The 13,590-nt window shown below is 70.0% G+C and carries 9 protein-coding genes and 5 pseudogenes; 8 read left to right on the top strand and 6 right to left on the bottom strand.

What is annotated here, in order from left to right; all coding sequences use genetic code 11:
* Positions 1-980: 980 nt before the first annotated feature.
* Positions 981-1,244: pseudogene (locus tag ACFC02_RS30800) on the top strand (DUF6924 domain-containing protein); the annotation flags it as partial.
* A gap of 182 nt (positions 1,245-1,426) precedes the next feature.
* Positions 1,427-1,687 carry a DUF6420 family protein gene (locus tag ACFC02_RS30795; protein ID WP_376364350.1) on the top strand — a complete coding sequence of 87 codons (261 nt, stop codon included), beginning with the start codon at positions 1,427-1,429 and terminating at the stop codon, positions 1,685-1,687.
* 562 nt (positions 1,688-2,249) lie between these two features.
* Here ACFC02_RS30795 and ACFC02_RS30790 read toward each other — a convergent pair.
* Complete coding sequence (locus tag ACFC02_RS30790) at positions 2,250-2,816, bottom strand: TetR/AcrR family transcriptional regulator (RefSeq protein WP_376364347.1); 567 nt, start codon at positions 2,814-2,816, stop codon at positions 2,250-2,252.
* Between the two features lie 149 nt (positions 2,817-2,965).
* On the opposite strand from ACFC02_RS30790, the gene ACFC02_RS30785 reads away from it, so the two are divergent.
* Complete coding sequence (locus ACFC02_RS30785; RefSeq protein WP_376364343.1) at positions 2,966-4,435, top strand: MFS transporter; 1,470 nt, start codon at positions 2,966-2,968, stop codon at positions 4,433-4,435.
* A 79-nt stretch (positions 4,436-4,514) separates the two neighbouring features.
* Positions 4,515-5,139 (top strand): annotated as a pseudogene (locus ACFC02_RS30780) (CatB-related O-acetyltransferase); the annotation flags it as partial.
* A gap of 65 nt (positions 5,140-5,204) precedes the next feature.
* On the opposite strand, the pseudogene ACFC02_RS30775 reads toward ACFC02_RS30780, so the two are convergent.
* A pseudogene (locus ACFC02_RS30775) lies at positions 5,205-5,276 on the bottom strand (hypothetical protein); the annotation flags it as partial.
* A gap of 788 nt (positions 5,277-6,064) precedes the next feature.
* On the bottom strand, positions 6,065-6,943 hold the full coding sequence (locus tag ACFC02_RS30770) for an NAD(P)H-binding protein (protein ID WP_376364340.1): 879 nt from the start codon (positions 6,941-6,943) through the stop codon (positions 6,065-6,067).
* 63 nt (positions 6,944-7,006) lie between these two features.
* On the opposite strand from ACFC02_RS30770, the gene ACFC02_RS30765 reads away from it, so the two are divergent.
* The 3 genes and pseudogenes from ACFC02_RS30765 to ACFC02_RS30755 form a co-directional block, all read left to right on the top strand.
* A complete protein-coding gene (locus ACFC02_RS30765; protein WP_376364337.1) occupies positions 7,007-7,186 on the top strand; it encodes a hypothetical protein in 180 nt (59 codons plus the stop codon).
* A 167-nt stretch (positions 7,187-7,353) separates the two neighbouring features.
* Positions 7,354-8,370, top strand: a complete 1,017-nt coding sequence (locus ACFC02_RS30760; protein ID WP_376364334.1) for a PP2C family protein-serine/threonine phosphatase — start codon at positions 7,354-7,356, stop codon at positions 8,368-8,370.
* A gap of 99 nt (positions 8,371-8,469) precedes the next feature.
* A pseudogene (locus ACFC02_RS30755) lies at positions 8,470-8,859 on the top strand (IS5/IS1182 family transposase); the annotation flags it as partial.
* Positions 8,860-8,886: 27 nt separating this feature from the next.
* Here the strand turns inward: ACFC02_RS30755 and ACFC02_RS30750 are convergent.
* Together ACFC02_RS30750 and ACFC02_RS30745 are read right to left on the bottom strand one after the other, a co-directional pair.
* Positions 8,887-9,327, bottom strand: a pseudogene (locus tag ACFC02_RS30750) (SDR family NAD(P)-dependent oxidoreductase); the annotation flags it as partial.
* A 59-nt stretch (positions 9,328-9,386) separates the two neighbouring features.
* Positions 9,387-10,166, bottom strand: coding sequence for a maleylpyruvate isomerase N-terminal domain-containing protein (locus tag ACFC02_RS30745; RefSeq protein ID WP_376364331.1), 780 nt, complete (start codon positions 10,164-10,166; stop codon positions 9,387-9,389).
* A gap of 899 nt (positions 10,167-11,065) precedes the next feature.
* Between ACFC02_RS30745 and ACFC02_RS30740 the strand changes: the two genes are divergently transcribed.
* A complete protein-coding gene (locus ACFC02_RS30740; protein WP_376364328.1) occupies positions 11,066-11,410 on the top strand; it encodes a MerR family transcriptional regulator in 345 nt (114 codons plus the stop codon).
* Positions 11,411-11,712: 302 nt separating this feature from the next.
* On the opposite strand, the gene ACFC02_RS30735 is transcribed toward ACFC02_RS30740, so the two are convergent.
* Complete coding sequence (locus ACFC02_RS30735) at positions 11,713-13,398, bottom strand: ribonuclease J (protein ID WP_376364325.1); 1,686 nt, start codon at positions 13,396-13,398, stop codon at positions 11,713-11,715.
* Positions 13,399-13,590 lie beyond the last annotated feature (192 nt).

Here is a 13,590-nt window from a genome sequence, read left to right as displayed (position 1 = left end):
CGTCATCCGTCAGAACCACTTCGACCGTCGGCCGACCCATGCGCGCCATGAGCCCAGCATACTTCTACGGCTTTCCTAAGACTCGGGACACTAGAGCCATGGAGTTCACCCTTCTTCACCTGCGTCACCGTCATGCGACCCGTTCAGTTGGTTACGTTCGCGGTCGCCAAGAATCGTCGACGACAGGGGGACGGACGCGGAGCCATTAGTTCGTCGACGATCATAGGGCCCACCAGGTGTAGGTGACTCAGCCCGGTGTCGAAGCTGCTCAACCCTCCTGACGGCGGATGCGGGCCACGTATCAGTACATCGGCCGACCATATCGACACACCTCGACTTCATTGCTTTGCAGCAATGCTGTGGTGAAGAACACGGGCAGGGACTGTGATATTCACAACCGGTCTGCAGTTTCATCACGGACCTGACACAGGCGGGCGGGTAGTGCGTCCCGACCAGGAGATCGATCATCAGGCACGACTCGGTCCTGCACCGCCTGCAAGGCGTGGCACGACCGATCGCGGCCATCAACGGGTTGTCGGCGGCCCATACGCCCGCCGGACAGTCTGGCGGGCGTATGGCCCGCCGATCGGTACCAGGAGAGACGGCCTGGCAGGCACACGGGTCGGCGCAGCCGGCGAGCATCAGCTTCGAAGCACCGATGGGGTCGAGTAAGACGTCAAAAGCTGATGCTGGGACTCGGTACCGACGAGGAGGGAGCCGACTGGGAGCCGACTGGGAGCCGACTGGGTCGAAGCCCGCCACATGGCGAGCCAGACGCGGCCCTGCTCAACGTGCGCCCGGTCCTCGAGTTGTGTCCGCACGCGGCTCGCAGACCGCCATGCTGCCGTCCGCCGTACTGCACCGCTCGCCGTCAGCTGGCACCTGCGCCGCCGCGGCATGGACTTCACCCTCCCGGACGCCGATCCGGCACCGGGCAGGGCAGGGCAGCATAGGGGGAGTGGCCCGACAGCACTCTCCTCCTCATCGCCGACGAGCAGACCCTGGCCTCCGCGGAGTTCCCGCTGCTGACCGTGAACAGCCTGCCCGCCGAGGACGACGCTCCGTTCAGGATCACCCTCGCCGCAGTCGGCTCCTTCGGCGTCAACATGGAGCTGGGCGACACGAGCTTGGCGACTGGAGCCGCGGCGCCGACCCGACGGCGTCTACCAGGAACAGCACTACTGGCAGCCACCGTTCCTGGGCGGTGGCCGGAGCCGCACAGCGGAGGGCCCCCAACGGGATAGGCGAGCCCGGGGGCCTGCCTCATCAGGTTCTGACCGCCGAGCAGATGCGCTTGCGTTGGCGGCGTGGCCGAACGAGCGGTGGCTCTTCGCCGGGATGCCGATCACGGCGCACCGTCCCTACCCGGGTCCGTCCTCTGCGCCACCGTGGGCCGGTCCGTTCGCACGGACCGGCCCACGGAGTCATGCGGCGGCATTTCCAGCGTCTGGCTCTGGCCGCCGAGGGCCACTGCGTTCAGCTGGGCCGCCAACACTGCGCCGCCTACCAGGTCGGCGTCTTCAGCCACTTCGAGCTCCCGGCGGACAGCATCGAGCCCACTGCCTTCCTGCGGGCCCTGTTCGCCATGGAACTGGGCGGCTTCAGCCTCGTCGGCCGACTCGCTGCCACGACCCGTCAACCCACCGGGCCGGGGACCACAGCGGGCGGGGACGGGCAGACCCGCTGACGCTCTGAACGCCCCTGCAACCGGCATCCGGCCATCCCGCGCCGAGTCGCCGTAGTCCCCGCCGCCGGTGTTGCAGCGGTAGACCGGCGTGCTGGGCCGGCCGGGGGCGGCCGGCTCCAGAGGTGGCCCAGGGCGCCCTGCACGGTCTGGCCCTCGCACGCGCAGTCGAGCGAGGTGAAGTCGCCGCCGTCCGCGAGGCGCTGGTACAGAGCCTTGGTGCCCGGCTCGGCGACCAGGCAGAGGTACCCGTGCACGTGCAGCGCGTCGACGCTGTGAGGTGCCGACCGAGCCGTCGTGGCCAGGGCATCCACGGACGCCGACGTTGGAGGCCGGCCGCGCCTCCGCCCGCAGGGCGCGTAACCCCGACCGCGGCAGGCCGTGACCGAGTGCTTTGGTCGGCCGGTTGCGGGCGTTGGCGTTCGGTGCGGCTGCGGGCGTTCGCGTTCCATGTCGACCACCGGCGGGGCGAAAGGCGTACCCGCTCATTCGCCGTCCGCGGACTCGGAGGCGGGTCCGTCCGGCAGGGGAACCGTCCGTGGTCGGATGAGGAACCGGGTCGAGGTCACAGCAATCGGTCGACAAGCCCGTCGATGTAGTCCGGGGTGAGCGGCACCATGCCGAACAAGACGCGGATGTACATCGGGGACAGGATGTGGTCCAGCACGTCGAGCACGTCGGGTGCGTGCTCGCCACGGTCGCGGGCGCGATCGAGCATGGACTGCAGTTGCCGGGTGCGTTCGGCGCGGAGGCCGGTACCAGCCTGCAGGCCCTGCTGGCCGCTGCTCGACAGGGCGACGGCCAGGTGCAGCACCGCCGGTCCGTCGGGTCCGGTGATCTCGCGGGCCACTTGGGCCGCGTAAGTGCGCAGGTCGCCGGCCAGGCTCCCGGTGTCGGGCATCGGCGATTGCGCGTTGAGGCGGGTGAGCGCCACGTCGGTGAGCAGGGTTTCCAGGTTGCCCCACCGGCGGTAGATGCTGCTGTCGGCCACGCCTGCGCGGGCTGCGACCTCGCCGACGGTGAAGTTGCCGTAGCCGCGCTCGCTGATCAGCTCGGTGACTGCCTGGTGCACCTGCGCGCCGACGCGGGCGCTGCGCCCGCCGGGCCGCCGGGCTCGCTCTTTCTCGTTCACGCTCCTCACTCTAACGCAGTCAGTACTTGCGTTTATGGCCCAGGTCCTCTTACAGTCACCTAACGCAGTCAACAACTGCTTTAGGGTGCTCGGTGTAGCGCAACCTGCGTCGACCGTGGCCGGGCACAACTGACGATCGAGGGGGACCCATGGCTGCATCGCATGCGACCGCAGGCGGTCGAACAAGCCGGACCGTGCTGCTCACGGTGACCTGCCTGGGCCAGTTCATGGTCCTGCTCGACAACACGATCGTCGGCGCGGCGCTGCCTGACATGCAGCACCGGCTGCACACGCAGTTGACCGGTCTGCAGTGGATCGTCGACGCGTACGTACTGCTGGTCGCCATGCTGCTGTTGTCCGGCGGAATCTTCGCCGACCGGTTCGGTCGCAAGCGCGTGTACCTGACCGGCGTGGCGGTGTTCACCGCCGCGTCGGTGGTGTGCGCGCTCGCGCCCTCGCTCGGCTGGCTGATCTTCGGCCGGGTGCTGCAGGGCATCGGGGCCGCGGCGCTGAGCCCCGCCTCCCTCGCCCTGCTCGCCGCCGCCCATCCCGTGCCGGGAGAACGGATCAAGGCGATCGGGCTGTGGGCCGGACTCAGCGGAATCGGTCTGGCCGCAGGCCCCGTGGCCGGCGGCGTGCTGACAGAAGCCTTCGGCTGGCCCGCCGTCTTCCTGGTCAATCTGCCCATCGGCGTGGTCCTTGTGCTGGTCGGTCTGCGCAGCCTTGAAGAGACCCGCAATCCTGGCGCCCCCGCGATCGACGTCCCGGGGACGGTGCTGTCCGTCCTGGGGGTGGGGACGCTGACCTACGGGCTGATCGAGGGCGGTGCCCGCGGCTGGACGTCGCCGGTGATCCTGGGCAGCTTCGCCGCCGGGGTGATCCTGCTCGCCGCCTTCGTCGCCGTCGAAGCGCGTCGTTCCGCTCCGATGCTGCCGCTGCGGCTGTTCCGGCAGCGCCTGTTCACCGTGTCCAACACCGCCATGACCGTGGTGGGGTTCGCGCTCATGGGTTCGTCGTTCTTCTTCTCCCAGTTCTTCGTGTACGTCCAGGGCAGCTCGATCCTCCGCGCCGGCCTGCAGACCCTGCCGATGTCCCTCGCCATGGTGATCGTCAGCCCGTACGCGGGCCGGCTCGCCGCCCGGTACGGCTTCCGCGTCGTGGTCACCGCCGGCCTGGCCCTGGCCGGCCTGGGACTGCTGGCGCTCGGCATGGTGCACGCCGACACCGGCTACGCGAACGTGTGGTGGCGGCTGGGACTCGCCGGCATCGGCTTCGCCTTGACCCTGTCCCCACTGACGGGAGCCGCCATCCAGGCGGTCAGCCCGCAGGAAGGCGGCCTCGCGTCAGGCATCATCAGCACCACCCGGCAGATCGGCGCGGTGCTCGGCGTGGCGGTACTCGGAGCCGTCGTCCGCTTCCGGCAATCCGGGGGCGCCTCCTTCGAGACCGGCCTCAACAGCGCCTTCGTCGCCGCCGGCGCCATCACACTGGCCACCGCCGTGTTCACCGGTCTGTGGCTGGCGAGGTCCAAGCCCGCGGAAGATTCCGCGGCGCCGCGACGCTCCACTGATCCAGGTGCGGTCACCACCTCGGACGAGGCGTCCGTGAACAGCCGTTGACCATGACAGACTCTCCGGCCAGGCGACGCCCCACCAGGGCCGTGTGCGACATGGCGCAACCACGCAAAGGACTCCGGCCTTGTCCCCTGACCCGACCACCGTGCACCCGCTGCCCGCCCACGAACGCGTGGTGTTCCTCAACCCGCTGGTCACCTCACCGAAGATCACCCTGGGCGAGTACACCTGCTACGACGACCCGGACGGCGCCATGGACTTCGAGCACCGCAACGTCCTCTATGCCTACGGTCCGGAGCATCTCGTCATCGGCAGGTACTGCGCGATCGCGTCGGGGGACCACATTCCTGATGGCCGGCGCCGAGCACCCGACGATGGGAGTGTCGACGTACCCGTTCACCATGTTCGGCGGCCGGTGGGCCGAGCACACGCTGGACATCGTCGCCGCCATGCCCGGCCGCGGCGACACGGTCGTCGGCAACGACGTCTGGTTCGGGTACCGGGCGAGCGTCATGCCCGGCGTACGGATCGGCGACGGCGCCATCATCGGGGCCGGCGCCGTGGTGACCGCCGACGTCCCGCCCTGCACGATCGTCGGCGGCAACCCGGCCAGGCCGATCCGGCAGCGCTTCGACGACGCGGACGGAGAGCGGCTGCGGCGCGCCGCATGGTGGGACTGGCCCGCCGACCTGGTCACCGAGCACGCCCGCACCATCATGGCCGGAACCCCCGCCGATATCGTCGCGTTGCGCGCGATGAGGTCCGGACGCCCGTCGCCCGTGAGGTCACCGGGCGAGGTCAGCACGTCGTACTGGTTCCAGCCCTTGCCCAGGGTGATGTGCGGGGTGCTCGTCAGGAAGGACTGCCCGAGTATCGTGCGGTACACCCGTAGTTCGCCGTTGCCGAACCGGACGAGGATGTCGTTGCGGCGGTCGCCGTTGAGGTCGCCGAACGGGACCAGTGTCACGGAGGACGGCCAACCCGGCGCCCGCAGGCTCGCGCCGAGGCCCCCGTCCCGTCGCCCGGCCGGTAGCTGACCTCACCGGACGAGGTGAGGGTCACGAGGTCGCCCGTCCCGTCCGGTGTCCTGGTGACGCCGTTGGTGAAGTCGTGGCGTACGGCGGACCCTGCGAACACCCGCACCGTCTGCGTCACCGTCGTCGCCGGTCCCGAGCCGTCGGCCGGGGTGGCCGTCGGCCGGCCGGAAGGTGTACGTGCCGTTGGGGACGAGCGCGCCCCTGGCGTCCCGCTCGTCCCGGCGTGCCTCCTGGGCCTCTCAGGGAAAAGGCGTGACGGGTTGGCGACGCCGATCAGGTATGCGTCGACGACTGCAGAAATCGCTCGGCCCCCCGGGCCTCCCCCCGTGCACAGCTGCACGAAAATAACAGCAAGCCCGGCGGCCTCAAGGGGGGTTGTGGAGTGACAGGCCGCTCACTGAAGCCGTGTCCGCGGCAAGTGCCCCGAGGCCGCCGGCACAACTCCGCGGACCGCACGACAACCTGGCATCGGTCTCCTGGTCGCCGGCAGTCTCCCTGACTGCCGGCGGCATCACGATGGTCCTGCTGTTCTTTCTGAGCCCCCTGCGCCCACGCGTCCGGCTCATCCCGGAGGCGGAGGCCGGGGCGACGGCGTCTGAGGGGGTGCGGCCCAGGGCGCAGGTCGCCTCCGACGAGGTTACGGACCGTCCGTGAACGCGGTGGCGTGGTCGGTGGCCCACTGGCGAAACGTTCGCGGCGCCGTGCCGAGGATGTCGGCCACCGCGGTGGTGATGTACGCGGGCTGTCCGACCGCCGCGCTCCATGCGGCGAGCAGCATGTCGATGACCGAGCTGGGCGCCGTACCCTCCGACAGGCTTCGGAACTCGTCCGGCGTCATCTCCTGGAAGGCGATCCGGCGCCCCAGGGCGTCACCGATGACATCCACCTGTGCGGCCTGGGCCAGTGATTGGGGGCCCGTGAGGACGTAGTCGCCTCCGTCGTACCCGTCCTGATAGAGGGTCAGTGCCGCGACGGCTGCCACGTCGCGGTCGTCGACCGGTGCCGTCTCGGCAGCGCCGTAGGGCCACCGGACTACCTCGTCGGCCCGGATCGCGGGCGCCCACCAGGCCAGCGAGTTCGACGCGAGCATCCCCGGCCGGATGACCGTCGACTCGAGTGCGGCGGCCGCGATGAGCCGCTCGATGCCGGCGTGCAGCACCGCCATGGGGTTGGGCTGCTGGAAGAAGGGGTGCGGCGTCTGGTGCGGGGAGGAGAGGAAGACGACCCGCCGTACGTGGGCTGCCAGCCGCTCGATGACTGGCGCGGCGGTCTGAGGCGGGGCGGTCCAGACGAGGAAGACCGCACCGGCGCCGTTCAATGCCGGGTCGAGTGACTCGGGCACGGTGAGGTCACCGGTGAAGACCTCGGCCTTCGCCGGCAGCGACGCCGCCGACTCAAAACGGTGGGCAAGGGCGCGGACCGGCACGCCGGCGTCGAGTAGTCGGTCGATGACGCCGCGGCCGATCCGGCCCGTCGCCCCGGTGACGAGCACGGGAGGAATGTCTGTGCGGTTCATGCCGCCCATGAAAACGTTACTAGGTTAAAAAAGCAACTCAGTCATGAATTTTGCAATGGGCGGGTGAACGAGTCGACGGGGCTGCGGGCGCGCAAGAAGGCGCGGACGCGCGACGCCATCGCCGACGCGGCCATCTCGCTGTTCCCGGAGCACGGCTTCGACCGCGTCCCGGTCAACGGCAATCGCGGCGGCTGCCGAGGTCTCCACGCCGACCCTCTTCCGGTACTTCCCACCAAGGAATAGGCGGCGCGCGAGCACGCCGGGCCGCAGGCGCGAAGCGCTCGCGTGCCGGCTGTACCCATGGCAAGATGAGGAAAGTGCGGATCAAGCAAGACTTTCTGCCGCACCGAGGGACGCAGAGTCATGCGCTGCTGGCGATTCCTGTCGCACTGATCGTGGTGATCACGGCGGTGGATCAGCTTGTGCCGGAGGACGTCCACCTCAGTCCGTTGCTGGTCGTCGCTCCCGCCATCACCGCCTACTTCGCCAATGCCGGGGTGACCGCCCTGATCGGATTGCTCGCCGTGGGTGCGCAGGCGTACATCGGCTGGCACTTCGACGTGCTCACGACACGCAACGTGCTGGTGCAGATCCTCGCCCTGGCGGTGCTGTCCGACATGGTCGTCATCTTCTGCGTCATACGTGAGCGCCGCAGCCACCAGCTGGCACGCATGCGGACCATCGCCGAGGCCACACGGCACGCACTGCTGTGGCCACTGCCCGACCAGCTCGGCTGCGTGCAGATCGCCGTGCTCTATCTGGCCGCCGAGGACGACGCCCAGATCGGCGGTGACCTCTACGCCGCCACCCCCACCGAAGCCGGCACCCGCGTCATGATCGGCGACGTACGAGGCAAAGGCCTGCCCGCCATCGGCGAGGCGGCCCTGCTCATCAGTGCCTTCCGCGAAGCCACCCACCAGCACGCCACTCTGCCGAAGCTGGCCGCCGCCCTGGAACAGAGCGTCACCCGGAACCTGGCCCACCTGGGGCCCACCGCGGAAGCCGAGGAACGCTTCGCCACCGCTCTGCTGGTGGAGATCCCCGATGAGGACAACATCACCCGGGTCATCAGCTGCGGGCACCCGCCACCGCTGCTGCTCAGCTCCCACGGCGCCGGCACGGTCGCGCTCCATCCGGCACTCCCCCTCGGGGTCGGCGGCCTGGGGCCGACCGATGACACCGTCGACGTCTTCTCCTTCGAACCCGGCGACACACTCCTGCTCTACACCGACGGCGTCATCGAGACCCGCAACGCCGACGGCACCTTCTACCCACTCGCCGAGCGGGTCGGCCAGTGGGCGGCCCGCCGCCCCGACGAACTGGTACATCTTCTGCGGCACGACCTGATCGCGCACGCCGGCGGCCGACTCGACGACGACGCCGCGGTCATCGCCCTGCGCCGCACCCACTACGGCCACCGGCAGTAGACACCAGCGGCTCACCCGTGCGGCAGCGCCCGAGGCTGCCGCACGAAGGCGCCGGGAGGCTTGGACGTGCATGGTGACCCGGTTGGCCCTCGCCCGCGAGCGGCGAGTGTGCAGGACTCCGTCGCCGCCACTCGGCTCCTGGACCAGGTTGCCGCTGACCACCCCGGCATCCGCAGGGTGTGGGTGGACGGTGGCAACCGCCGGCAGCTCGTCGAGCGCGCAGCCACCCTCGGCATCGACATGGAAATCACCGCCCGCACCCCTGGGGCCAGGGGATTCACCCCGGTCCCGAAACGGTGGGCGGTCGAGCGGACCTACGGCCGGCTGATGCTCCACCGACGCCTCGCCCGCTACTGCGAAACTCTCTCCGCCCGCTCCGAAGCCGTGATCCACCGCGCCATGACCGACCTCATGGCCCGCCGCCTCACCGGCGAGAACACCATCTCCTGGCGCGACCCCGCAAAGCCACACCAATCGCAGATTCCTGGACGAAACAACGGGAGAAGTCGACCTCTTGCTCGCGGCCTCCGAGGCGAGGAACAGGATCGCCGCGGCCCGTTCCTCCGGCTGTGGCACGCGGCCGGTTGGCGAAGTGCGGTCCGAGCACCGACGGGCCGTGCGCCGTCCGGTCGACATCGACCGTGATGGCGGTCGCGGCGCCGCCCGGGCAGATGGCGTTGGAGCGCATGGCGTTCTCGCGGTACCTCACCGCCAGCGACTTCGTCCGTCCCACGCACCGTGCTTGGACGCCGCCCGCCGCGCTGCCGCGCAGAAAGGCCCCGGAGCGGTGTTCATGATGGTGCCGCGGCCTGCTGCCGGCGTGTGCGGCCGTACGGCACGGGCGAGGAGGAAGGGGGGCCAGGTTGACCCTGATGACCCGCTCCCACTCGGGTCGCTCACGTCGGCCAGGGCCGACACGCCGTCCGTGATCCCGGCGTTGTTCACCAGGACGTCCACGTCAAACCGCGTGCGAACGCCCTGGCTGTCGGCTTCCCCGCCGCACGGGCGCACACCTCTCAGTACCCGCTCAGGAGGGCCCGTACCCGGTGCAGGGCCTGCGGACCGGCGCTGCTGCGCCAGCGTGACGGGTCGGCGGGGCGCCGTCCCCACAGCAGCAGCACCCGGGTGGCGGCGTCGCTCTCGATCGTGGCGGGACCCTCGGGAGCGGCCAGGCGGATGCTGCACCCGTCGCCGCCGGTGTCAGCATGCACGACGACGTCGTCCGTGCCCGGCGTGCGCAACCGTCCTTCGAACGGTCCGTCGCCGGGTCCCAGGTCCAGTCCGGCGCGGCCCCGGGCCAGCAGCGGGCGGCCGACCGACACCACACTGTGCTCGGTCATCCACGGTTCGCCGAGCGCCCGCACGGCGGTGGGGTCGTCGCCGGTCAGGTCCCAGCGGTGCAGGATCAGCTCCTCCCGCATGTGTTCCGCGAAGAACGGCACCTTCACGGTCCGGCCGGTCCACATGACCTCCGCGTGCGGGGACAGGTCCCGCGCGGCGGCAGCGGCGGTCTCGGCGAGCTGTTCGCAGTGGCCCAGGAAGGCGGCCCGGAGTTCCGGGTCGGACAGCCGCCGGTACGGGGCCTCCCGCTCGAAGCCCCTGGTCTCCACAGGTGTTCCCGCGAGGTACGCCTGGAGCACCCGGGCCAGTTCCTCGGCGTTGCCCGTCTGGTGGACCAGGACGTCCCGCACCGTCCACGCCTCGCACCAGGTGCCGTCGTCGGGTCGCCGCGCCTGCACGGCGCGGAGGAAGGGGACCAGCTCCGGCAGGGTCTCCTCGACCCGGGAGGGGATCATGTGCGATGGGTATCCCGATCGGGCCGCCCGTCAAACCGGCGGTGTCCCGCGGCCCCGGCGGCGCCCCACCGGGGCCGGCCGGCTCCGGTGGGGCGGAAGACGGACAGTCTCGCGGCGGCGGCCCCGCCCAGCAGCGCTGACGTGCGGTACGGACGGTCGGCTCCCGGCGCGCCGAGAAGCAGGCGACCGTCGACGAACCCGCCACCAGGGTCCGGGCTTCTGACCTGACCCGGCGATTCTCTCAGGCGGCAGCCGGGCTTGTGGTTGGACAGGCAACTCCGCCGGTCCACTCCGTGCAGTGGTCTCGGGCGGGTCGGCGGGGTGCCGCGAGACGCGTAGACCTGTCTTCGGCGTGGGCGAGCACCGGGCCGGCCTCACCGAGGACTGCTGTACGGGAAGTGGAGGACCGCAATTGGAGTGAGCACTCTTCCTGGTGTACCTGCGGTAGAAGCCGACGCACGTTCCCTGGAGAAAAACTGTCATGACTACAGTAGACATTGGCCCGCCACGGGGTTACTGTTTTCGTCGTACCGAGGAAGTCGAAGAGGGCACGGCAGACACGAACTGCCGCGCAAGCAGGTCAAGCAGGACGCGGCCCCGCAAGGGCCGTGAGCAGTACCCGCGGTATCCAGCTGTACAACCGAGTAACCGAAGGTAAGGAGCCGAACGCCATCAGGATCGCCCGGGTGAGGAGTCAGTCCGCCCGGGTACCGCAGGCCCCGGATTGGAAGGTGGTCCCCGGTCACGCATCCGCGATCCCCGCAGCCCCGCCCTCGTGGGCGGAACCTGCGGACACAGAAGACCGGCGCAGTGTGCCGGTAGATGGTGTTGCAAAGCTCGGGGCCCGGGTGCCGTATGGCATCCGGGCCCCCCGACGCGTCCCCTGGAAGAAGAGGTCTATGCCCCCTGTCAGTTCCCGTCCCATCGACCCTCTCGACGATGACGACTATGCCGCCTACACCATGGGCCGGGCCGCCGAGATGCTCGGCACCACCCCCGCCTTCCTCCGCTCCCTCGGCGAACACCGCCTGATCACCCCCCTGCGCTCGGAAGGCGGCCACCGCCGCTACTCCCGCTACCAACTGCGCATTGCCGCCCGCGCCCGCGAACTCGTCGACCAGGGCACCCCCATCGAGGCCGCCTGCCGCATCATCATCCTCGAAGACCAGCTCGAAGAGGCCCAGCGCATCAATGAGCAACTGCGCGCCGAGGGCGGCGAGCATCAGCCGAAGACATCAGCCTGATCAGAACGCCCGAAACCCGAGGCGACCGATGCGCCGCGACCGGTGCGCCGCCGACGGACGAGGCCGCCCAGGGACCCCATCGCCGTTCCGTAGCTCAGGCGTGCTCAACGCGTCGACCGGGCCCTGCCGGAAGAGAGAACCGCGAGCGGGCGTGACGGATGTACTGGATGACGAGGTCGCCGAGGGCGGCGGGGATCTGGAATCTGGGGCAGCTTCTGGCCGCCGCTGAGGCGGTACCGCCGGGGAAGTCCGTCCCGGGCGGTACCGCGGCCGGACGGGGGACCGTGCTGCCGGGCTGTGGCTCAGGCGTCGATGATGACGGGGATGATGAGGGGCTTGCGGCGGTGGGTGCGAAACGTCCAGTTCGCCACGGCGCGGGCCAGGAGTTGTTCGAGTTGGCGCGCGTCCCCGACGCCTTCCTCGGCTGCGGTGGCCAGGGTCTTCTCGATGACGGGGACGACCGGCTCGAAGGTGGCGTCGTCGTGGACGAAGCCCCGGGCCAGGAAGTCGGGGGCCTCGGCGAGGGCGCCGGTGTCCGCGTCGACGATCGCCACCACCGTGACCACGCCCTCGGAGGCGAGGGCGAGGCGGTCCTTGAGGGACGCTTCGGTGGCGCCGCCGACTTCCATGCCGTCCACGTAGACGTTGCCGGCGGGGACCTTGCCGGTGATGGACGCGCGCCCGTCGACGAGGTCGACGACGACGCCGTCCTCGGCGATGACGACCCGGTCGGGGTCGACACCGGTACGGATGGCGAGGTCGGCGTTGGCCCGCAGGTGGCGCCATTCGCCGTGCACGGGCATGACATTGCGGGGCTTGACGATGTTGTAGCAGTAGACGAGTTCGCCGGCGCTGGCATGCCCGGAGACGTGCACCTTGGCGTTGCCCTTGTGGACCACGTGGGCGCCCCACCGGGTGAGTCCGTTGATCACCCGGTAGATGGCGTTCTCGTTGCCGGGGATGAGGGAGCTGGCGAGCAGGACGGTGTCGCCCTTGCCGATGCGGATCTGGTGGTCGCGGTTGGCCATCCGTGACAGCGCGGCCATCGGTTCGCCCTGGGAGCCGGTGCACACCAGAGTGATCTTGTGGTCCGGGAGCCTCTCCAGCTCCTTCGTGCTCACGACCAGACCGGAGGGGACCTTCAGATAGCCCAGGTCACGGGCGATGCCCATGTTGCGGACCATCGACCGGCCGACGAAGGCGACCTTGCGGCCGTGCTGGTGGGCGGCGTCCAGGACCTGCTGGATGCGGTGCACGTGGCTGGCGAAGCTGGAGACGATGACCCGGCGCGGCGCGGTGCGCAGCACCTGCTCGATCGCCGGGTTCAGCTCACGCTCGGAGGTGGTGAAGCCGGGTACCTCGGCGTTGGTGGAGTCGGTGAGGAACAGGTCCACGCCCTCCTCGCCGAGGCGGGCGAAGGCGCGCAGATCGGTGATGCGGTCGTCGAGAGGGAATTGGTCCATCTTGAAGTCGCCGGTGTGCAGCACCATCCCGGCCCGGGTGCGGATCGCGACCGCGAGGCTGTCGGGAATGGAGTGGTTGACCGCTACGAACTCGCAGTCGAAGGGCCCGAAGCCGCGCCGGTCGCCTTCCCGCACCCGCACCGTGCGCGGTCGGATGCCGTGTTCCTTGAGCTTGGCCTCCAGGAACGCCAGCGTCAGCTTGGAGCCGACGAGGGGAATGTCGGACCGCTCGCGCAGCAGGTACGGGACGCCGCCGATGTGGTCCTCGTGGCCGTGGGTGAGTACCACGGCCACGACGTCGTCCAGCCGGTCCCGGATCGAGGTGAAGTCCGGCAGGATCACGTCCACGCCGGGCTGGGTCTCCTCGGGGAACAGCACGCCGCAGTCGACGATGAGCAGCTTGCCGGCGTGCTCGAAGACGGTCATGTTGCGGCCGATCTCACCCAGGCCGCCCAGGGCGATGACCCGCAGCCCCCCTTCGGAAAGGGGTGGGGCGGCTTTCAGCTCGGGGTGCGGATGACTCATACCCTGACGGTACCCGGAGAGCGGGACGGGTGATCCATTGCCTGTGCGATCTCCTTCTCCCGACGGAGCCGGGGCCCCCGCAGTGGGTGCCCCGGCACGATCGGACCACGTCTGGGCTTGATCTGAACAAGCTCAGTCCGGCAAGGCGTAGTGGAACCGGAGGACGTGGTGACGGCCTGCATCTACACGCGG

Source organism: Streptomyces sp. NPDC056160, assembly GCF_042268205.1.
GTDB lineage: Bacteria > Actinomycetota > Actinomycetes > Streptomycetales > Streptomycetaceae > Streptomyces.
This window is presented reverse-complemented; position numbering and strand designations above follow the sequence as displayed.